Annotated in this window: 19 protein-coding genes; 10 read left to right on the top strand and 9 right to left on the bottom strand. The window is 50.0% G+C overall.

Annotated elements, in window-relative coordinates; genetic code table 11:
* Nucleotides 1–12 precede the first annotated feature (12 nt).
* On the bottom strand, nt 13–318 hold the full coding sequence (locus DCX48_13135; protein QXE15378.1) for a PTS sugar transporter subunit IIB: 306 nt from the start codon (nt 316–318) through the stop codon (nt 13–15).
* Between the two features lie 213 nt (nt 319–531).
* Between DCX48_13135 and DCX48_13140 the strand changes: the two genes are divergently transcribed.
* Entirely contained in the window at nt 532–1569 is a 1038-nt protein-coding gene (locus DCX48_13140; protein ID QXE15379.1) for a LacI family DNA-binding transcriptional regulator, read from the top strand.
* Between the two features lie 72 nt (nt 1570–1641).
* On the top strand, nt 1642–2832 hold the full coding sequence (locus DCX48_13145) for an MFS transporter (GenBank protein QXE15380.1): 1191 nt from the start codon (nt 1642–1644) through the stop codon (nt 2830–2832).
* 107 nt (nt 2833–2939) lie between these two features.
* Here DCX48_13145 and gyrB read toward each other — a convergent pair whose 3' ends face one another.
* The 4 genes from gyrB to dnaA are packed head-to-tail and all read right to left on the bottom strand — an operon-like array spanning nt 2940 to nt 9013.
* Entirely contained in the window at nt 2940–5357 is a 2418-nt protein-coding gene (gene gyrB, locus DCX48_13150) for a DNA topoisomerase (ATP-hydrolyzing) subunit B (GenBank protein ID QXE15381.1), read from the bottom strand.
* An 18-nt stretch (nt 5358–5375) separates the two neighbouring features.
* On the bottom strand, nt 5376–6461 hold the full coding sequence (recF, locus tag DCX48_13155; GenBank protein QXE15382.1) for a DNA replication/repair protein RecF: 1086 nt from the start codon (nt 6459–6461) through the stop codon (nt 5376–5378).
* A gap of 49 nt (nt 6462–6510) precedes the next feature.
* Entirely contained in the window at nt 6511–7611 is a 1101-nt protein-coding gene (gene dnaN, locus DCX48_13160) for a DNA polymerase III subunit beta (GenBank protein ID QXE15383.1), read from the bottom strand.
* Nucleotides 7612–7615: 4 nt separating this feature from the next.
* The gene (gene dnaA / locus DCX48_13165) at nt 7616–9013 is read right to left on the bottom strand and encodes a chromosomal replication initiator protein DnaA (GenBank protein QXE15384.1); all 1398 of its coding nucleotides are present in this window, start codon (nt 9011–9013) and stop codon (nt 7616–7618) included.
* Between the two features lie 673 nt (nt 9014–9686).
* On the opposite strand from dnaA, the gene DCX48_13170 reads away from it, so the two are divergent.
* The 7 genes from DCX48_13170 to DCX48_13200 all read left to right on the top strand — a co-directional run bounded on the left by DCX48_13170 (nt 9687) and on the right by DCX48_13200 (nt 15273).
* Nucleotides 9687–9827 carry a 50S ribosomal protein L34 gene (locus tag DCX48_13170; protein QXE15385.1) on the top strand — a complete coding sequence of 47 codons (141 nt, stop codon included), beginning with the start codon at nt 9687–9689 and terminating at the stop codon, nt 9825–9827.
* An 18-nt stretch (nt 9828–9845) separates the two neighbouring features.
* Entirely contained in the window at nt 9846–10205 is a 360-nt protein-coding gene (locus DCX48_13175) for a ribonuclease P protein component (protein ID QXE15386.1), read from the top strand.
* Nucleotides 10169–10426: a membrane protein insertion efficiency factor YidD gene (yidD, locus tag DCX48_13180; protein QXE15387.1), complete on the top strand. Its 258-nt coding sequence runs from the start codon at nt 10169–10171 to the stop codon at nt 10424–10426. Before DCX48_13175 ends, yidD begins: the two co-directional genes overlap by 37 nt.
* A gap of 2 nt (nt 10427–10428) precedes the next feature.
* Nucleotides 10429–12063: a membrane protein insertase YidC gene (gene yidC, locus DCX48_13185; protein ID QXE15388.1), complete on the top strand. Its 1635-nt coding sequence runs from the start codon at nt 10429–10431 to the stop codon at nt 12061–12063.
* A gap of 129 nt (nt 12064–12192) precedes the next feature.
* The gene (mnmE, locus tag DCX48_13190) at nt 12193–13557 is read left to right on the top strand and encodes a tRNA uridine-5-carboxymethylaminomethyl(34) synthesis GTPase MnmE (protein ID QXE15389.1); all 1365 of its coding nucleotides are present in this window, start codon (nt 12193–12195) and stop codon (nt 13555–13557) included.
* A 68-nt stretch (nt 13558–13625) separates the two neighbouring features.
* Nucleotides 13626–14192: a hypothetical protein gene (locus DCX48_13195; protein QXE15390.1), complete on the top strand. Its 567-nt coding sequence runs from the start codon at nt 13626–13628 to the stop codon at nt 14190–14192.
* 184 nt (nt 14193–14376) lie between these two features.
* Nucleotides 14377–15273, top strand: a complete 897-nt coding sequence (locus DCX48_13200) for an HNH endonuclease (GenBank protein QXE15391.1) — start codon at nt 14377–14379, stop codon at nt 15271–15273.
* Between the two features lie 64 nt (nt 15274–15337).
* Here the strand turns inward: DCX48_13200 and DCX48_13205 are convergent, their stop codons facing one another.
* Entirely contained in the window at nt 15338–16189 is an 852-nt protein-coding gene (locus DCX48_13205) for an SDR family oxidoreductase (GenBank protein QXE15392.1), read from the bottom strand.
* Between the two features lie 100 nt (nt 16190–16289).
* Here DCX48_13205 and DCX48_13210 point away from each other — a divergent pair, with 100 nt between their 5' ends.
* On the top strand, nt 16290–16709 hold the full coding sequence (locus DCX48_13210; GenBank protein QXE15393.1) for a transcriptional regulator: 420 nt from the start codon (nt 16290–16292) through the stop codon (nt 16707–16709).
* A 116-nt stretch (nt 16710–16825) separates the two neighbouring features.
* Here the strand turns inward: DCX48_13210 and pgaD are convergent, their stop codons facing one another.
* The 3 genes from pgaD to pgaB are packed head-to-tail and all read right to left on the bottom strand — an operon-like array spanning nt 16826 to nt 20592.
* Nucleotides 16826–17248, bottom strand: coding sequence for a poly-beta-1,6-N-acetyl-D-glucosamine biosynthesis protein PgaD (gene pgaD / locus DCX48_13215; protein QXE15394.1), 423 nt, complete (start codon nt 17246–17248; stop codon nt 16826–16828).
* 3 nt (nt 17249–17251) lie between these two features.
* Nucleotides 17252–18580, bottom strand: a complete 1329-nt coding sequence (locus DCX48_13220) for a poly-beta-1,6 N-acetyl-D-glucosamine synthase (protein QXE15395.1) — start codon at nt 18578–18580, stop codon at nt 17252–17254.
* Nucleotides 18577–20592: a poly-beta-1,6-N-acetyl-D-glucosamine N-deacetylase PgaB gene (gene pgaB / locus DCX48_13225; GenBank protein ID QXE15396.1), complete on the bottom strand. Its 2016-nt coding sequence runs from the start codon at nt 20590–20592 to the stop codon at nt 18577–18579. Before pgaB ends, DCX48_13220 begins: the two co-directional genes overlap by 4 nt.
* Between the last annotated feature and the right edge of the window lie 10 nt (nt 20593–20602).

Below are 20602 nucleotides of genomic sequence, written 5' to 3' on the forward strand. Positions count from 1 at the left end.
CCTCCCGTTACACTAATTGATCATCGCCAAGGCATCATTGAGGACTTTTTCCCCATTCATCATGCCGTAATCAACCATATTAATGACTGCAATCGGCTTCTTTTTTTCGTCGGCTATCACTTTGAATTCAGGCAGTTTATATTTGATTTGCGGCCCCAAAAGGCAGCAATCATACTCATCAATTAGTTCATTAAATTCTTCAAAACCCACGGCTTTTATCTCAACAGCGATCGCTTTTTTCTCGGCGACCTTTTCCATTCGCTGTACCAGCATGCTGGTAGACATTCCTGCTGCGCAACAGAGTAAAATTTTATTCATACTGCACCTCACCGTCCGTTTTTTTATTATTCAAGCAAGACATAAAATAATATGCAACCGGTTTCATATTGTTTTTACTGTTTTTTGAAGGCGATCATAAATAGCGCAATCGAGGCATATTTTTATCCCTATACTCGCCATTGATGATAAAAACGGAGGGTTTTTCCCTATAATGACGACATAAAGCGGTGCAAAAGAAGAACGGGAAGTACGATGGCAACCATGCTCGATGTAGCGAAAAAAGCCGGTGTATCCAAGGCCACCGTATCACGCGTGCTGACAGGGAATAACTACGTCAGTAAAACCACGCGGGATCGGGTATTCCAAGCAATTGAAGAGATTGGCTACCGGCCCAACCTGCTGGCGCGACAGCTCGCCACGAGCAAATCGCAAATTATTGGTTTGGTCGTGACTAACACGCTGTACAGCGGCCCCTATTTCAGCGAATTGCTGTTCCAAACGGCAACCATGACGGAAAAATACGGGCGGCAGCTCATCATGGCGGATGGTAAGCACAGCGCGGAAGAAGAGCGTGAAGCGATCCAGTTCCTGCTCGATTTACGCTGCGATGCCGTCATTATCTATCCGCGCTTTCTCTCTATCGAGGCGCTGGAAAGCATTATCGAACAGCATGAACAGCCGATCATGGTCGTGAACCGCACATTGCATCAGCACAGTGATAACGGTATCTGTGCCGATCACCAGCAACACTGCCATGATGCCGTCAATTACCTGATTACACAGGGCCATCGTGATATTGCGTTTATCTGCGGATCGTCAAACTCCCCCACGGGCACAAGCAGGCTGGCAGGTTATCGACAGGCGTTAGTGGACAACGGAATTCCCTGTGATGACAGGCTGATTGCACAAGGTGATTGGACCCATGACAGCGGTTATACGGCAGCAAAATCATTGCTTCAACGGACGCTCACCTTCAGCGCACTGGTTGCCAGCAATGACGATATGGCGATCGGCGCGGCAAAAGCGCTGCGTGAACACGGCCTCGCGATTCCGCAGGATGTCTCGCTACTGGGGTTCGACGATTTACCGATGGCCTCATGGTTCTACCCACCCCTCACTACCGTACATGTGCCCGTCGCCGAGATGATCAACTATACCCTTGAGAAACTGCTGTGTTGGCTGGAGGGTGAAACCGTCATACCTGCACCTGCCTTCAAGGGCACATTAATCATCCGTGACTCTGTAAGCAAAGGTCCTCAGAGTGGCATCCTTTCGCGCGATACGGTGTAATATTCACACCATGGTTCTCATCGCCATTTTCGCCACATGCAGCTTGAAGTATGACGGGTACGTAAAAACGATATGAAATTCATAAGATTACCGCTACTGGCGCAAATCTCATCAGCCCATCTGGTGAGCCACTTCCATATGATGGTGCTGCCCGCGCTTATTCCGCTGCTATCAGCCCAACGCGATATCAGCTTTGTTGAACTCGGGTTGGCGCTCAGCATATTCAACATTGTCTCCGCCTGCGTGCAGACGCCGATTGGCTTCATGGTGGATCGCATCGGCGCACGCCGCACGCTAACAGCGGGGATCACGCTCGGAAGCCTCTGTTTTCTCTCACTCGGCTTTTCAGACAGCTACGTCTGGTTGGTCGCCGCGATGGGGCTAGCTGGGGTGGCGAACGCAGTTTACCATCCGGCGGATTACGCTTTACTGTCGCGTGGGATTGATGAAAAACGCATGGGTCGCGCGTTCTCGGTGCATACGTTCTCCGGCTTTCTAGGCACCGCCATTGCACCCGGAATTTTGCTGTCCGTTGCCGCCTTTTCTGGCATCAGCAGCGCATTCATTGTTTCCGGTGTTATCGGCTTGCTGACGATCCCACTGCTTCTGACGGATCGTGATGAACCCAGCCGGGCGAAACCTGCGGCGGCAACGAGCACACAGGCAGGTAAATCACGCGCATCTGTTTTCACACTGCCGATTCTGGCGCTGCTGATTTTGTTCCTGTTGCTGAATTTAAGTACGGGTTCGATCCAGAACTTCTCGGTTACGGCGTTAGTAACAGGCTACGATTTGTCGCTTTCACAGGCTAACGTGGCACTTACCGCATTTCTGTTCGCCAGCGCCTTTGGCGTACTGGCTGGCGGTTCACTGGCGGATAAAACCAAACGCCACGGGCTAGTGGCGACGGCGGCGCTGGCCCTCACCGCCGTGCTGGTCAGTATCGTTGCCATGTACTCTTTACCTACCATCGTGCTAGTGCCGTTGCTGGCTGCCGCGGGCTTCCTTTCTGGCATGATCGCACCATCCCGGGATATGTTAGTGCGTGCCGCCTCACCACCGGGAGCCGAAGGTCGGGTGTTTGGCATTGTTTCCACTGGCTTTAACCTAGGCGGTGCTGCGGGACCGGTGCTGTTCGGCTGGCTGCTGGATCACGGCCATCCTCATGCCATTTTCTGGTCTGCCGTTATCTTTATGCTGATTACCGCTTTCATCACGCTGCTACAGGAAATGCGCAGCGCTAAACGCCGTGCACTGGCCTGATAAAAACGTAGGGAGCGTTTTCTACGCCGCGGCAAGCAGTACGCTCACCATAAAAAAGCCAGCTCCGTAGGGAGCTGGCTCAGATAACGATAACAACGTAGACCGAATCAGATATCGATGTTCATCGCCTTCAGGGCGTTCTCTTCGATAAACGCACGACGCGGTTCAACTGCATCACCCATCAGGGTAGTGAACAGCTCATCGGCAGCAATGGCGTCTTTCACTGTCACACGCAGCATGCGGCGGCTGGTTGGATCCATCGTGGTTTCCCACAGCTGATCCGGGTTCATTTCACCCAGACCTTTATAACGCTGTACAGTAAGACCACGGCGGGACTCTTTCACCAACCATTCCAGCGCCTGTTCAAAGCTGGCCACTGGCTGACGACGTTCACCACGTTCGATGAACGCATCTTCTTCAATCAAGCCACGCAGTTTTTCGCCCAGCAGATTCAACTTACGATATTCGCCACCCGCAACGAAGCCCGCGCCCAGCGGATAATCGGTATCCACACCGTGCGTACGCACGCGCAGTGCCGGTTCAAACACGCTACGCTCTTCATCATGGTGAACCACAAAGCTGTACGTGCTGCCGTGCACTTCGTTTGCGTTCAGGCCGCTAATCAGCGATTCCGCCCACGCCTGCACTTTTTCGCGCTCGCTCAAATCAGCTTCAGACAGCGTAGGCTGATAGATCAGACGATTTAGCAACGGACGCGGGAAGCGACGCTCCATACGGCCAATTAGCTTCTGCACGGCGTAATGTTCAGAAACCAGTTTCTCGAGCGGTTCACCCGCCAGTGCTGGTGCCTGTGCATTGGTGTGTAACGTCGCGCCGTCCAGTGCTAGCATAATCTGGTACTGATCCATCGCTTCGTCATCTTTGATGTACTGTTCTTGCTTGCCCTTTTTCACTTTGTACAGCGGCGGCTGCGCGATATAAACGTGGCCACGCTCAACAATTTCAGGCAGTTGACGATAGAAGAAGGTCAACAGCAGGGTACGAATGTGCGAACCATCGACGTCGGCATCGGTCATGATAATGATGCTGTGATAGCGCAGTTTGTCCGGGTTGTATTCATCACGGCCAATGCCGCAGCCCAGCGCAGTGATCAGCGTCGCCACTTCCTGCGAAGAAAGCATCTTGTCAAAACGAGCCTTCTCAACGTTCAGGATTTTACCCTTCAGCGGCAGAATCGCCTGGTTCTTACGGTTACGTCCCTGCTTAGCAGAGCCGCCCGCTGAGTCCCCTTCCACCAGGTACAGTTCAGACAACGCAGGGTCGCGTTCCTGACAGTCTGCCAGTTTGCCCGGCAGGCCAGCCAGATCGAGCGCGCCTTTACGACGTGTCATATCACGTGCTTTACGCGCCGCTTCACGGGCACGTGCGGCATCAATAATTTTACCGACCACGATTTTGGCGTCTGACGGGTTCTCCATCAGGTAATCCACCAGCTTTTCGTTCACCAGTGATTCGACCGCGGTTTTCACTTCGGAAGAAACCAGCTTGTCTTTGGTCTGCGAGGAGAACTTCGGATCCGGCACTTTCACAGACACCACAGCAATCAGCCCTTCGCGCGCATCATCACCGGTCGCGCTGATTTTGGATTTCTTACTGTAGCCTTCTTTATCCATGTAAGTATTCAGCGTACGGGTCATCGCGGCACGGAAACCGGCCAAGTGTGTACCACCATCACGCTGCGGAATATTGTTGGTAAAGCAGTAAATGTTTTCCTGGAAACCATCGTTCCACTGCAACGCCACTTCCACGCCGATGTCATCTTTCATCGTCGAGAAATAAAACACGTTCGGGTGGATTGGCGTCTTGTTACGGTTCAGGTAGTCAACGAATGCCTTGATACCGCCATCATAATGGTAATGATCGGCTTTATCTTTCTCACGATCGTCAATCAGGCGAATAGAGACGCCGGAGTTCAGGAACGATAGCTCACGCAGACGCTTGGCCAGGATCTCATACTCGAATTCCAGCACATTGCTGAACGTCTCGTGGCTCGGCCAGAAACGCACCGTCGTACCCGTTCTGTCGGTTTCACCCGTGACCGCCAGCGGTGCCTGCGCCACGCCGTGCTTATAGGTCTGCTCGTGAAGCTTCCCTTCACGGTGGATAACCAGCTTCAGTTTTTCCGACAGGGCGTTAACCACAGAAACCCCTACGCCGTGCAGGCCGCCGGAGACTTTATACGAGTTATCGTCGAACTTACCGCCCGCATGCAGCACAGTCATGATGACTTCAGCCGCAGAGATCCCTTCTTCTTCATGAATGCCGGTTGGAATACCACGGCCATCATCCTGCACCGATACCGAGTTATCGGCATGGATAGTGATGATAATGTCTTTACAATAGCCAGCGAGTGCTTCGTCGATAGCGTTGTCCACAACCTCAAATACCATGTGATGCAGGCCGGTACCATCGTCCGTATCGCCGATATACATACCTGGGCGTTTACGTACCGCATCCAGCCCTTTCAATACCTTGATACTTGAGGAGTCATAAGAATTCGACATCAACGTTTCTCGCTCATTTTAGTCCTGTGATTGAACCGTTATTTTACCCTGTTCCACGCGGAACATCTTGCCCTTTTCACCAATCATGTCCTCTATCTGCTCAGCGCTAACCGCACTGACAAAAACCTGTGCATGAGTGGCTTTTAACCGTTCAGCCAGCAAACGGCGGCGGGTACTATCCAGTTCGGAAGCAAAATCATCGATCAGATACAGACAGCGCAGTCCGTTCTGACGGGTGAGAAATTCACCTTGAGCCAGCCTCAGCGCACACATCAGCAGCTTGAGCTGGCCACGGGACAGCATATCCTCGACCGCCACGCCGCTGGCGCGGATGCGGAAGTCGGCTTTATGCGGCCCCAGCGCCGTATAACCTAACATACGGTCACGTTCGAACTGCCGTTCCAGCAGTTCTGCATACTCGCTTTCTTTATCCCAGCCGCGCTGGAAAGAGAAACTGAGAGAAAATTCAGGCAAAAATTGCGTACAGGTCGCGGCGATATCATTAGCAATCGCCGCGCTATATTGCGCACGCCACTCGCTGATACGTTCAGCCAGCGGCACCAGTTCCTGATCCCAGGCTCTGAGCTGCCCGTAATGGCTCACCTGACGCAGCGCCGCATTACGCTGGCGCTGCAGGCGTTTCATATTGCTCCAGGCCGCAAAAAAGCCCGGTTCATTATGAAAACAACCCCAGTCGAGAAAGGCACGACGGTATTTCGGTCCGCCGTTGAGCAGGGTAAATCCTTCAGGGGTGATCAGCTGTATCGGCAGCAGTTGCGCCAGTTCGGCAACTTTATGGCCGTCACTGCCATCAATCCGCACCTTGCTGTCGCCCTGACGGTTTTTGCTTAACCCGACGGCGCGTTCGGTTTCCGTGCCGTCAATCCGACCATGCAACACAAATTCAGGCTGATCGTGACGAATTACGCGCCCAGCCTGGATGCTACGAAACGCCCGCCCGTGCCCTAGCGTATAAATCGCTTCCAGCACGCTGGTTTTACCGCTGCCGTTGGCGCCGACCAAAAAATTAAAGCCGGGAACCAGCGCCAGATCGGCCGCTTCGATATTACGGAAATCTTTAATGAGAAGACGAGTGAGGGCCATGTTGCAGGTATCTTAATGATGAAAGGGCAAGTAAACTTGCCCAATAATTCTACAACCGCATTGGCATAACGACATAGGCCGCTGCTCGGCTGGCGCTATCTTCGATCTGCACGCTAGAAACGGAGTCGGTCAGCAGTAAACGCACACCTTCGCACTTCAGCGCGTTCAGCACATCCAATACGTAGCTGACGTTAAAGCCGATTTCCATCTCGGTGCCGTCATACTGCACATCCAGAATCTCTTCCGCTTCTTCCTGCTCTGGGTTGTTAGCCGTAATTTTGAGCTGATTCTGAATCAGATGCAGACGCACACCGCGGAATTTTTCATTCGACAAAATCGCCGCACGGGAGAAAGCCTGCTTAAGCAAATCACAGCTGGCCTCCAGCGTTTTATCCGGGTTCTTCGGCAATACGCGGCGATAATCAGGGAAACGACCGTCTACCAGCTTCGACGTGAAGATAAAGTCGCCGACATGCGCGCGAATATTGTTGCTGCCGATTTGCAGCTGTAGCGGCGTATCGCCACCATCCAGCAGACGCACCAGTTCCATGACGCCTTTACGCGGCACGATCACCGAATGTGATGGTAAAGATTGCCCAATCGGCATCGAACAGACAGCCAGACGGTGACCATCGGTCGCGACCGTGCGCAGATCTTCACCTTCGGTTTCAAACAGCATACCGTTGAGGTAGTAACGAACGTCCTGATGCGCCATCGAAAACTGCGTCGCTTCGATCAAACGCTTCATCGTCGCCTGCGGCAGAGAAAATTCAACGTCGCTCTGCCAGTCGTCGAGGTTCGGGAAATCCGCCGCGGGTAACGTGGACAGCGAAAAACGGCTGCGGCCAGAGCGCACCAGCATACGATCGCCATCCAACATGATAGTGATCTCTGCGCCTTCCGGCAGACCCCGGCAAATATCAAACAATTTACGGGCAGGAACGGTGGTGGCACCAGGCTCATGCGGCTGCGTCAGCGCCACTTTTGCCACCATCTCCATTTCCAGATCGGTACCGGTCAGCGACAATGCGCCTTCCGTTACCTGAATCAGCAGGTTGCCCAGAATCGGTAAAGTCGGTCGGCCACCCAGCGGGCTGCTGACCTGTTGTAATGGCTTTAACAGACGTTCGCGTTCAACAATAAATTTCATAATGTTATGACGATAGTGTTCTGATTAAATTGGAAAAATCTTCTTTGATGTCGTGGCTTTCTTCACGCAACTGCTCAATCTTGCGGCAGGCATGCAACACCGTCGTATGATCACGCCCGCCAAAGGCATCGCCAATTTCCGGCAGGCTGTGATTCGTCAGTTCTTTCGCCAACGCCATCGCCATCTGGCGCGGACGCGCCACCGAGCGGGAACGTCGTTTAGACAGCAGGTCGGCTATCTTGATTTTATAGTATTCCGCCACGGTCTTTTGAATATTGTCGATAGTAACCAGCTTTTCCTGCAACGCCAGCAGATCGCGCAGCGCCTCACGCACAAAATCAATGGTGATCGAACGGCCGGTAAAATTGGCGTTAGCAATAACGCGGTTCAATGCACCTTCCAACTCACGCACGTTAGAACGCAGGCGTTTAGCAATAAAGAATGCGACTTCACCAGGCAAGCGAATGTCATTTTCATCTGCCTTTTTCATCAGAATCGCCACGCGGGTTTCCAGCTCAGGCGGTTCAATCGCGACCGTTAACCCCCAACCAAAGCGGGATTTTAGACGATCTTCCACACCATTGATCTCTTTCGGGTAGCGGTCAGAAGTCAGAATGATTTGCTGGTTGCCTTCCAGCAGTGCATTAAAGGTATGAAAGAACTCTTCCTGCGAACGCTCTTTATTAGCGAAGAATTGAATATCATCGATCAGCAGTGCGTCAACAGAACGGTAGTAGCGTTTGAACTCTTCAATCGCATTGTTCTGCAACGCCTTCACCATATCCTGCACGAAACGCTCGGAGTGCATGTAGACCACCTTCGCGTTGGGTTTACGGGCGATAATACCATTCCCCACTGCATGCAACAGGTGCGTTTTACCCAAGCCAGTGCCGCCATAGAGAAACAGCGGGTTATACGCGCCGCCTGGGTTGTCAGCCACCTGACGTGCCGCTGCCCGTGCTAACTGGTTCGATTTACCCTCAACGAAGTTATCAAACGTATGTTTCGGGTTCACATTGGAACGGTAGGTATGCTCTGCCTGTACAGGCGAGTTATCCCAGCTTGGGCGTACCGGTGCCATGCGTACTGGCTGTTGCCGTGCAACGCTGACAGGGTTGTGGTGCGACTGCGCTGGCTGGCTTATGGTTTGAACCAGCGGTTTACTCCCCACTTCAAAACGCAGTAAGGGGGCATCCATCCCGCAAAAATCATTCAGCAGGACATTGATATTATTTAAGTATTTATCACGAACCCAATCCAGCACAAAGCGATTGGGGGCGTAGAGCGCCAGAGTGTTATCACTCAGTTCCGCCTGCAACGGGCGTATCCACATACTGAATTCTGTGGCAGGTAACTCATCCTGCAAACGGGCAAGACACTGCTGCCAAAGCGAAAGTGACACGGCGGACTCCACTCGAACAAGAACGATCAAAAAGAAAAGAATAAGACGTTATTTATGTGACTCATGATTTTTTGGCGCCTGCGTCATCCACGATTGTTTCATTCACAATTCAGACAGCAGACACACCACGTAGCGTGGCGGTTTACCCCGACGATCCCAGCAAAAGGATCGCTAACGGGACCGCAGATCATAACCTAATCCGCCAAAGAGATCTTCCCCTTCTGCACAGTTTCGATCCTTTTTATCCACAGGCTATTCTTATCGTGACTCCCCGCAACACGGCAGATAGGCGGCTAGCGCACATTTCACCCACCCTATATGGAGCGCATCCAAGCATACCTTCAGAGACACGATCGTTACGGTGACATCGATCATGATCTTGCAGGGCAGATCGTTGAAGGATCCTTGCGCTTTGCAATAGAGTCCGTATAATTCCCTGCCCGCGCGTCTACGCCTTTTCTGTGCTCTGGCAGGCAGGAATTCCAAAAATAATGGGAATGGCTGGCGTGTTAAGTGTGATGTTAATTGACTCAGGACTGTACAATTATTACAATCCTGCCTCTTTCCGTCATATAGCTGTGATATGCGATTGAGGCGTCGGTCATCTTCACGCCGAACAGCCAAACGCGTTTACTGTAAAGTTATAATTATCCAAGTTTAGGTAGAAATCGCCATGAAACGCACTTTCCAACCGTCCGTATTGAAGCGTAACCGTAGCCATGGTTTCCGTGCTCGTATGGCCACCAAAAATGGTCGTCAAGTTCTGGCCCGCCGTCGTGCGAAAGGCCGTACTCGTCTGTCTGTTTCTAAGTAATAAAAGCTAACCCACCGCGTGGTTAAGCTAGCATTTCCCAGGGAGTTACGTTTGTTAACTCCCAGTCATTTCACTTTCGTCTTCCAGCAACCACAACGTGCCGGCACGCCGCAAATCACCATTCTCGGCCGCATGAACTCGCTGGGGCATCCCCGCATCGGTCTTACCGTCGCCAAAAAGCATGTAAAACGTGCTCATGAACGCAATCGGATTAAACGCCTGACGCGCGAAAGCTTTCGCCTACACCAACATTCATTGCCTTCGATGGATTTTGTGGTGCTGGTGAAAAAAGGGGTGTCTGAACTGGATAACCGTACTCTGACGGAAGCATTGGAAAAACTATGGCGTCGGCACTGTCGTTTGGCTCCCGACTGCTGATCGGGTTGATACGCGGTTATCAACTCGTTATCAGCCCGTTACTCGGACCACATTGCCGGTTCCGGCCAACGTGTTCGCAATACGGTATTGAAGCAATACGCAGGTTCGGCATGATAAAAGGCTGTTGGTTGACGCTTAAACGCGTATTAAAATGCCATCCTTTGAACCCTGGTGGTGATGATCCCGTACCGCCAAAAACCGACAATAACAGAGAACATTAACGATGGATTCGCAACGCAATCTTCTTCTCATCGCTCTGCTATTCGTAACCTTTATGCTTTGGCAGGCTTGGGAAACGGATAAAAATCCGCCAGCAACCACGCAGACCATACAGCAGGCGACGAACGCAGTGACCGGTGATGCTACCAACCAGGGCGTACCGGCCAGCGGCCAAGGCAAACTGATCACGGTGAAAACCGATGTTCTGTCGCTGACAATCAACACGCGTGGCGGCGATGTCGAGCAAGCACACCTGCTGGCTTACCCGGATATATTGGGTTCAGATAAACCTTTCCATCTGCTGGAAACCACATCAGCGTTTGTTTATCAGGCTCAGAGCGGTTTGACTGGCAAAAACGGCCCAGACAACCCGGCTAACGGCTCACGTCCGCTGTTTGTTACCACACAAGATAGTTTCGAATTGGCTGATGGTCAGAGCGAACTGCGCATTCCGATGACGTACACCGCTGCGGACGGCGTGACCTATACCAAAACGTTTGTTCTGAAACGTGGCGACTATGCACTGAATGTTGACTACAGCGTCAACAACACCAGCGCTCAGCCTCTGGAACTCACGCTGTTCGGCCAGTTAAAACAGTCTATCGACTTGCCTAAACACCGCGATACTGGCAGCAACAACTTTGCACTGCACACTTATCGTGGCGCGGCGTTCTCTTCCAGTGAAGACAAGTACAAAAAGTACAGCTTCAGCGATATGGACGAAGGCCTGAACATCACCACTAACAGTGGCTGGGTGGCGATGCTGCAGCAATACTTCGCAACCGCGTGGATTCCGACTACGGCAGGCGCGAATACGTTCTATACCAGTAAGCTGGGTAACGGTCAGGCTGCGATTGGCTTCAAGGCTGCTCCCGTTATTATTGCCGCTGGCAGTCAGCAAAATCTGAACGCCACCCTGTGGGTCGGCCCAGAAATTCAGGACAAGATGGCTGCGGTTGCACCGCATCTGGATCTGACAGTAGATTACGGCTGGTTGTGGTTTATTTCTCAGCCGCTGTTTAAACTGCTGAAATTCCTGCACGGCTTTATCGGCAACTGGGGCTTCTCCATCATTGCCATTACCTTTATCGTACGCGGCGTGATGTATCCGCTGACGAAAGCGCAATACACCTCTATGGCGAAAATGCGCTTACTGCAACCTAAATTGCAGGCGATGCGTGAGCGTATTGGTGATGACAAACAGCGCATGAGTCAGGAAATGATGGCGCTGTATAAGTCAGAGAAAGTGAACCCGCTGGGCGGTTGCTTACCGCTGGTGATTCAGATGCCAATCTTCCTGGCGCTGTATTACATGCTGATGGGTTCCGTAGAACTGCGTCATGCGCCGTTCGCTCTGTGGATTCATGACCTGTCCGCACAAGACCCGTACTACATTCTGCCGATTCTGATGGGCGTGACGATGTTCTTCATCCAGAAGATGTCACCAACCACCGTGACCGACCCAATGCAGCAGAAGATCATGACTTACATGCCAGTCATCTTTACCGTCTTCTTCCTGTGGTTCCCGTCAGGTCTGGTTATGTACTACATCGTCAGCAACTTGGTTACCATTCTCCAGCAGCAATTGATCTATCGCGGTCTGGAAAAACGTGGCTTACATAGCCGCGAGAAAAAGTAATCCGGTTGATTGCTAACCGATAGAAAGAGTAAGGCGGTCATTGACCGCCTTATTTTTTTATAAGCTGTTTTATCCCCTAACGATACGTAAAATAGCCTGACAGACAGGCATCAACGCAGAGAGAACATCATGAGCAATACCGATACCATCGTCGCCCAAGCCACGCCACCGGGACGCGGAGGTGTGGGTATTTTACGTGTTTCAGGCCAGGCGGCTGCAGAGGTGGCACATGCTGTTCTGGGTAAGCTTCCCAAGCCTCGTCACGCCGATTATCTGCCGTTCCGTGATACTAACGGTACCACGCTCGATCAGGGCATCGCCCTCTGGTTTCCAGGCCCGAACTCCTTTACCGGTGAAGACGTGCTGGAGCTTCAAGGTCACGGCGGTCCGGTTATTCTTGATTTGCTCCTGCAACGCATTCTGACGCTGCCCAATGTGCGCATTGCGCGTCCCGGTGAATTCTCTGAACGCGCCTTCCTAAACGACAAACTCGATCTCGCGCAGGCGGAGGCCATCGCCGATCTGATTGACGCCAGCTCGGAACAGGCTGCTCGCTCAGCGCTGAACTCTCTGCAAGGCGTATTTTCTACCCGTATAAATCAGTTAGTGGAAGCACTTACTCACCTGCGAATCTACGTCGAGGCTGCCATCGACTTCCCGGATGAAGAGATCGACTTTCTCTCCGATGGCAAAATTGAAGCACAGTTAAATGGCGTGATGGCCGATCTGGATGCCGTCAGAACCGAAGCGCATCAGGGTAGCTTGTTGCGTGAAGGGATGAAGGTCGTGATTGCGGGTCGTCCTAATGCGGGTAAATCTAGTTTACTCAATGCGTTAGCAGGTCGTGAAGCCGCCATTGTCACCGCTATCGCGGGAACCACGCGCGACGTATTACGTGAACACATTCATATTGATGGCATGCCGCTGCATATCATCGACACCGCCGGACTGCGCGATGCTAGCGACGAAGTAGAGCGCATTGGTATTGAGCGTGCCTGGCAGGAAATCGAACAGGCCGATCGCGTGCTGTTCATGGTGGATGGCACCACGACGCAGGCGACCGAGCCTGAGCAGATCTGGCCCGAATTTATGGCACGCCTGCCAAAAACACTGCCGATTACCGTGGTACGTAACAAAGCTGACGTGACTGGCGAAACGCTTGGTATCGCAGATGTGAATACTCACTCACTTATCCGTCTTTCCGCTCGTACGGGTGAAGGTGTGGACACGCTGCGCGATCACCTCAAGCAAAGCATGGGGTTTACCAGCAACACAGAAGGCGGTTTTCTGGCACGACGCCGTCATCTGCAAGCACTGGAATTGGCAGCACAGCATCTGATTCAGGGTAAAGAGCAGTTGGTGAGCGCCTACGCAGGCGAACTGCTGGCGGAAGAACTGCGGCTGGCACAACAGTCCCTGAGTGAAATCACCGGCGAGTTCACCTCCGACGACCTGCTAGGCCGTATCTTTTCGAGTTTTTGTATTGGTAAGTGATCGATTAATTTAGCCTAATCCACTTACGCGTTACGTAACTGACTGAAACAGAAGAACGAGGCGATAAGATGATTCAACTTCACGCCACACACAAGTTGTTCAAAAAGTTGCCACTGAATGACAGTGGTCAACTTGACGCGACTCCTCGCAGTCAGTGGCTCTTTATGCGGCCAACAATAGATATCAATCCACTGAGCAACTGGCACGGAAATCTGATCACCTTACAGCGCCGAAATTGTGTGCTGCTGGTGCATGATGCAACACGTTTTCCACTGGTATTACCCGCGCTTATCAAGAAAAATTTCGCAGAGCTGAACAACCACTTTGTTGATGCATTCATAAATACGCTTCTCAAGTGTGGTGCGGATGAAATGCAGCTCAACGTCGCCCAAAATTATTTGCGCCCGCTACAGGTTGATACTCAGTGTAGTCGCTCTGTACAGGGTACATTGAACCAGATGAAGGGAGATATTGAACACATAGTGCGGTTTGATAATCTCAACATTTCTGAATTAACAGGCTACTCTCTCGGTCAGCAGTTAGCTGACAGGCCTTGCTCAGTTAAAAATCGCGGATATCTTTGGCCCCAGAAAGAAATGCTGGCGTTGCTATCGCAGTTAGCTGGTCATCTTTAGCATATACTAAGTAATTAAATAAATGATAAAAACCATGACTTAACAAATAAGTTAAATATAAATTACTTTTAATAAATTGAAAGTTATAATAAAAAAACCAAAACCACATTTAGCTAAAAACTCATAGGCACAGGTATGGGTAGAATATATACCATAGACAGGTTTATCATGGAGTAATAAAAGAATGGAAGAAATACGGCGCAGTGAACTTGTAAAAAAAAGAATGAGTATCTATTTCAATAAAAACAAATCAGATGAGATTTTTTTCATTGAAGCGATGGAGTTCTTAAATGAAAACTTCAGTTGGAAAAAGACGAGTTTAGTTAGTCAAGGAAATAAACCAAGATTCAGAATGATGCAAAATAATGGAATAAAAACAACCTTAATTCCATGCAGAAAAAAACTAGAAATACATGTACAAAAAAAAGAAATAAAAGGCATAAACAACCTTACTCACTTTGGTTTTAAAACAAAAACATACAAAAGCGCAACAGGTATTCCTTGTGATTACATGGTGCTTAATATAGATTCATTGGAAAAAATCCATAACCTAAAAAAAATAAAAACAAATGGAGTATTCTTACCAATTGGAAAAAAACATTCTAATAAAGAAAATACTTTCCCAACAGAAATTGAAAAAAAAGAATATTTGATTGATGTAAACAGTTTAACCGACACAGAAAAAGAAGCAATAATTAAAATAAGAGTTGGACAAGGAAAATTCAGAGACAGCTTGATAAAAAAATGGGGGGAATGTCAATTAACTGGATGCGCTCATCTGGCATTACTGAAAGCATCTCATATAAAGCCATGGAAAGATTCAGATAATATAGAGAGGCTGGATGTAAACAATGGCTTGCTGTTGACCCCACTGTATGATGAATTATTTGATAAAGGTTTTATCTCTTTTGATAAAGAAGGCGTAATGCAAGTCTCTGATGAGATAGAGCCACTTATGAAAATCCTCACAGGAATGTCAATTTCAAAAAATATAACTATATCAAGAGAACAAGAAAAGTATATGAAGCACCACCGAAATAAAGTGTATAAAGGAAATAATAAAAAAGCCATTACGAATTAATTATTGTGTTTACACGTAAATACAATAATTAGGCTCAGGGCCATACCTGAGCCTAACGTTAAACTTATTTCAGCGTCGCTTTCACTACGGCTGATAACGGCGTCGTTGGGCGACCAATCAGTTGGCTCAGATGTTTACCACCATCAAACAGACCGCCTTTGGATGCACCGACGTCTGAATCCGCGATAATTTGCGCGAAAACATCAGGTAGACCGGCAGAAACCAGCGCGGCAGTGAATTCGGCTCCAGACAGGTTTTGATAACCGATAGATTTACCAGACTGTTTGCTAATCTCAGCCGCCAACTCTACCAGCGTGTAAGGCTCGTCACCGGCCAGTTCATAAACCTTGCCAGCCTGTCCTTCCTGCGTCAGTACCGCTACTGCGGCAGCAGCGAAGTCTTCACGGGTGGCAGAAGTAATTTTTCCTTCACCTGCGCTACCGATAAACACACCGTGTTCCAACGCAGCAGGGATGCTGGCTGCATAGTTTTCGGTATACCAGCCGTTGCGCAGCAGGACATGTGGTAAACCAGAGTCTTTCAGCAACGCTTCCGTTTGGCGATGTTCTTCCGCCAGCGCCAAAGGTGATTTATCCGCGTGCAGCAAGCTGGTGTACGCTACCAGTTTAACTCCAGCTTTCACCGCGGCTTCAATCACATTACGGTGTTGTGCCGCACGTTGACCTACCTCACTTGAAGAGATCAACAGCACCTTATCCACACCTTGCAGAGCAAAAGCCAGCGCCTCAGGTTGATTGTAATCCGCCGCTTTAACCTGCACGCCTTTTGCAGACAGATCGGCAACTTTATTCACATCACGCACCAGCGCCACGATATCGCTCGCCGGAACCTTCTCTAACAGTTGTGCTATGACTAAACGGCCCAGTTGGCCAGATGCACCAGTAATCGCAATCATCTCAAGCTCCTTTTATTAACCGTCTTTTATTAACAGACACTGGCTGGCATAATATCGCCAAAGCTAACTTTAAGTAAGTACATACACAAAGGTAAGTATAGTGAGTCAACCCAAAACGCCCATAGATTTGTTACCGCCCATACTGCCAACCGGCGATGTCTTAGCCGAGAAATGCCCGTCTCGCCAGATACTTAACCACGTGACCAGCCGCTGGGGTGTACTGATCCTGATTGCATTACTTGATGATACACATCGCTTCAGTCAACTGCGTCGGCGGATTGGCGGCGTGAGCGAACGCATGCTGGCGCAGACCCTGCAATGGCTGGAAAGTGATGGTTTTGTCCTGCGAACAGCCTATCCGGTTGTCCCGCCGCATGTTGAATACAGCCTGACGCCATCAGGCAAAGAGGTTGGCGAGCGGGTGAAAGAGCTGGCGGTGTGGATTGAAGGGAATCTGGGTGACATTCTGGCGTCACAACAATCACGTGAAGAACAGTCAGCTAAACAACTCGCCTCCTGAGCCACGGTTCTTGCTCCGGAAGAGATGAATTTGGGAAACAGGCGGTGATATCAGAGAGAATGGCTTTCCAACTCTCGCCATCAACCGCCATAACACGACAATGCGCCTTCAGTCGATCACGACGATAAGTTGTCGATACCGATCATTCTTCCATGCTCATTATGCCAAACACGCTGGATCTTATTGCGATTCAATTCCTGAACGAACCCATCGGATAAAGAAAAACTTCTGGCAACGCGTTTGGCATCTAGCGCATCACCACGCGTCCTTTGTTCTTTTCTGGAACGATAGCGATATTGTTCCAGTTTTCCCCAGGCAATTAAGAGCGACGCGTTTACCAGGAATATGCATAAATGTATCGATATAGTCCAACCCTCTGATGTAGAGAAAGACCGATCGGAAACGTAGCTATCCAAAAACGTACCGATAAACACCTCGGAAAATAACCAAATAAATATTCCCCATCCACATAACGTCAGGAAAGAATCGATAAAGAGTGGAAACCAACGTCTTTCAGAAATGATTAAAGGTGAATGCATAATTTATCCTCTTTCAATACCACGATCTGGACTTTCCCAACGCGCTCGCTTTTTGCGGGAACGCAGCATGACCTTTGGAAAACTGACTAGGCTGGTAAAGAGGCTCAATGTCCAATACACCATGGGATACCAGATAACCCAGAACAGATATTTACCAATATCTTTCTCATAACGTCGTTCAATCAACATACTGACTGCAAACTGGATTAAACAGACAACCCCTATCATCATGCCGGTAAACGCGGGAGGAAAGAGCGTTTCCACCCGAATCTCCTCAGGCAGTTCTATTAAAAAACCTAATAAATACAGTAAGACGCTTACGGCATAGGTGAAGGCCCATAATATCGAAATAGAATATTCGAGGAACAAGGGCCACATTCGGCGATAGCGCCATGACCATAAATGACGGAAGTTTTTTAAAAAGACCTCAGCACCGCCTTGCGCCCAACGTAGCCGCTGCTTCCACAAGCCAGAGAGCTTTTCCGGCATCAAAATCCAACACAGTGCTCGTGGCTCAAAAAATATCGTCCAATGGCGCAATTGAAGCTTCCAGCTAATATCGATATCTTCCGTGATCATATCGGGGCTCCAGTAGCCAACCTCTGCTAGCGCACTGCGACGAAAAGCGGCAATGACGCCAGAAACCGTGAAAACTTTGCCATGAACCCGCTGTGTGCGTTTGATCAAACCAATAATTGAGGAGAATTCACCTACCTGAATGCGACCAATCAGCGTCGAGCGCGTTCTTATCCTTGGGTTTCCCGTTACTGCACCGACCCGCGGATTATTGATCAATGGATTGATCAAATAGGCGACAGCATCGGGATCGAGAAGCGCATCACCATCAATACACACCAGCAGATCGCTCTTGGCCGCCGCACATGCCGCTTGAAGCGCCAACGCTTTGCCCTGATTATGCGCAAGATGAATGACTCTAAGTTTGTCATATTGCTCCGCCAACCGATTGAGCTCGTCTCCCGTATCATCATTGGAACCATCATTCACAGCAATGACTTCAATATGGGTATAACGTTGTGCTAATGCCGCCTCAATGGTTTCGCGCACATTAGGCCCTTCGTTATAGCAAGGGATCAGGATTGACACTAACGGGCGTCCGGTTGGCTCATCGGGTATCACCCCGTCTCCCCAACGCCAATGCCGTTCGTAGTGAAACCAGAAATACAGTCCTCCCGTTATCCATAGCCCAGACATAAACAAAGGCCAGAAAAAGGTAAAGTTGAGAACGACATCCCCCGTAAAGGAGAACATCATGCCAAAAGGGATGCCGAGCATCAGACATAATATTAAGGACGCTAAAATTCTCTCGATCATGGCAGTGGGTACCATTCTGATGAAATCATGGGACGGATGCCTTCCAACTCAGGCGTATTGTTAAGAAAATCATCCGGATAATAACCGTAACTTTTTGCACCATTCAGTTGCAGCACCCTCATCCATTCAGCCAATTGCTCGGTGTCTAACCAGGGTTCTCCTGGAACACGCCAATCCCTTGCCTGAAGTTCAAACACGGTTTTATCCAACGCACCGGGACGACGAGCCACTTCTTGTACCAGCTTTTGCAACCACGCATTGCTGTCCTTAGACGCGACGTTTTCCATCAATGGCATCGCCATGGGGGCAACCCAATCATAAGCGGCAAGGAAATCATCCAGATTTTGGGAGAACCATGCTTCACTTTCCGGTTCAATAATCGGTAATGCGAAAATGTTGCGCGCGGTCTGAACTTGCGGACCACGGATCTCATGCACACGAGCGGCCAGTTCGAGCGTAAAGTCAGTTAACGCCTTACTTTTAAACCGCATCCAGCGTGCAGTCAGTTGGGGGTCGCGACGAATACTGGCGATCGCGTTGGGGAATCCGGCCTTTTGGTAGGCTTGCATCGCCAGATGGCCTGCATCTTCATCATCTGCAAGTACGGCATCGTCATGGAATAAGATGCCATTGAACATGGTGTAAGCAGAAAGATCCTCATAAATATCAGTAACTCGTCTTCTGGCTTCCGCATCCCATAGAGATAAACGTCTATATTGGCTACGGCTGACACTACGTTGACCGCTCTCACTGTCGATCCGCTCTACGAACGGTAATGTCTTATCATCCATATCAAAAGCCAGAACCGGCATCCATGCGTAAACACGGACTTTTGCCCGAGATGCCAACTGCCAGGCTACATGATTGAATAAATCCTCTCGAACAGGCATCCAGCGATTAGGGAAATACAATGACTCGATGTTGCCATCACCATTCGGATCGGAGAAAGCCTGAAGATAAACGGTGTTAATACGTAAGTCGGCAATACGTTGAATTAATACATCCATATTGCGGGACTGCTGGGTTTTATCGGCGTCATAAACATAATCCAGATCGATATGTGCGACCCGTATAGTCTCAGGTTCTCGGGCATGGCTGACCATCAGTGCGAACCGTTGCACATCTGGATTATTGTTAATCAGTATGCGAGGAACATTATACGGTGAGTCAGTTGACGCAGGCCCACTTCCAAGCGTTAGCGCTAGTTGATAGCCGCGCTGCTTAACAATGCTTAGCGCGTCCCCACCCACAGCACCATAGGGCCAGACCCAAACCCGAGGCTTTTTCCCTGTCGCGTCAACGATCCTTTTAGTAATGAGGTCCGTATCATGCGCAAAACGTTGACGATACTCATCCCGCGTTTCGTATCGCTTATCCTCTGGGAAATAAAGGCGAGTGGAAGCGGCCGGTTCCATATTCCCCTGAGGGTTTGCCAGAATCCCTTTATGTAAGTCATAGGTATGTGCCCCAATTTCTATCAGGCCAGATTGCGCCATTTCACTGACTTGCTGCCAGGTAAGGAAATGGTTGCGAGGTAATTGAACGCCACTAAAGTCCACCGGCTGGTTTTCTGGCGTATCCAGCCAGCGCCCAACGGGTGCCAATACAGCTGGCCAGCCATAGGCTTTCAGAAGAGGGTAAACGCGATGATAAAAACTGCTGTAACCATCATCAAATGTCAGTAACACTGCCCTGTCCGGTAGCGGTTTACCCCCAGAGCCAGCAGCCAGAATGTCATCAACGGATATCGGGTGATAACCGTTTTCCCTCAACCAGGCAAAATGTTCATTCAGTGCGCTGGTGCGTACCGCCATAAAACGTTGATCGGCACCCTCATCGGCAACATCGTGATAGGCAATAACAATATATTGATTGGTTTTCCACGGTTGCTCCTTGACCAAAATAGGACGGTCTGCTGGAGAGAGATATTTCACGTCAACGGGATGTGCGCAGGCAGTGATCATTAAAACCCCCAGCATCATCACAAAATTTCGTAATCGTATGAATAACATGATCTTCCCC

This window comes from Pectobacterium atrosepticum (genome assembly GCA_019056595.1).
Lineage (GTDB): Bacteria > Pseudomonadota > Gammaproteobacteria > Enterobacterales > Enterobacteriaceae > Pectobacterium > Pectobacterium atrosepticum.

Excerpts from the sequence above, each read along its gene's own strand:
- DCX48_13145 (QXE15380.1), top strand. The coding sequence starts at position 1,642 with ATGAAATTCATAAGATTACCGCTACTGGCGCAAATCTCATCAGCCCAT.
- DCX48_13220 (QXE15395.1), bottom strand. The coding sequence starts at position 18,580 with ATGATCGAGAGAATTTTAGCGTCCTTAATATTATGTCTGATGCTCGGC.
- DCX48_13200 (QXE15391.1), top strand. The coding sequence starts at position 14,377 with ATGGAAGAAATACGGCGCAGTGAACTTGTAAAAAAAAGAATGAGTATC.
- DCX48_13140 (QXE15379.1), top strand. The coding sequence starts at position 532 with ATGGCAACCATGCTCGATGTAGCGAAAAAAGCCGGTGTATCCAAGGCC.
- pgaD (QXE15394.1), bottom strand. The coding sequence starts at position 17,248 with ATGCATTCACCTTTAATCATTTCTGAAAGACGTTGGTTTCCACTCTTT.
- yidD (QXE15387.1), top strand. The coding sequence starts at position 10,169 with ATGGCGTCGGCACTGTCGTTTGGCTCCCGACTGCTGATCGGGTTGATA.
- dnaN (QXE15383.1), bottom strand. The coding sequence starts at position 7,611 with ATGAAATTTATTGTTGAACGCGAACGTCTGTTAAAGCCATTACAACAG.
- mnmE (QXE15389.1), top strand. The coding sequence starts at position 12,193 with ATGAGCAATACCGATACCATCGTCGCCCAAGCCACGCCACCGGGACGC.
- DCX48_13135 (QXE15378.1), bottom strand. The coding sequence starts at position 318 with ATGAATAAAATTTTACTCTGTTGCGCAGCAGGAATGTCTACCAGCATG.
- gyrB (QXE15381.1), bottom strand. The coding sequence starts at position 5,357 with ATGTCGAATTCTTATGACTCCTCAAGTATCAAGGTATTGAAAGGGCTG.
- DCX48_13170 (QXE15385.1), top strand. The coding sequence starts at position 9,687 with ATGAAACGCACTTTCCAACCGTCCGTATTGAAGCGTAACCGTAGCCAT.
- pgaB (QXE15396.1), bottom strand. The coding sequence starts at position 20,592 with ATGTTATTCATACGATTACGAAATTTTGTGATGATGCTGGGGGTTTTA.
- DCX48_13205 (QXE15392.1), bottom strand. The coding sequence starts at position 16,189 with ATGATTGCGATTACTGGTGCATCTGGCCAACTGGGCCGTTTAGTCATA.
- DCX48_13195 (QXE15390.1), top strand. The coding sequence starts at position 13,626 with ATGATTCAACTTCACGCCACACACAAGTTGTTCAAAAAGTTGCCACTG.
- recF (QXE15382.1), bottom strand. The coding sequence starts at position 6,461 with ATGGCCCTCACTCGTCTTCTCATTAAAGATTTCCGTAATATCGAAGCG.
- yidC (QXE15388.1), top strand. The coding sequence starts at position 10,429 with ATGGATTCGCAACGCAATCTTCTTCTCATCGCTCTGCTATTCGTAACC.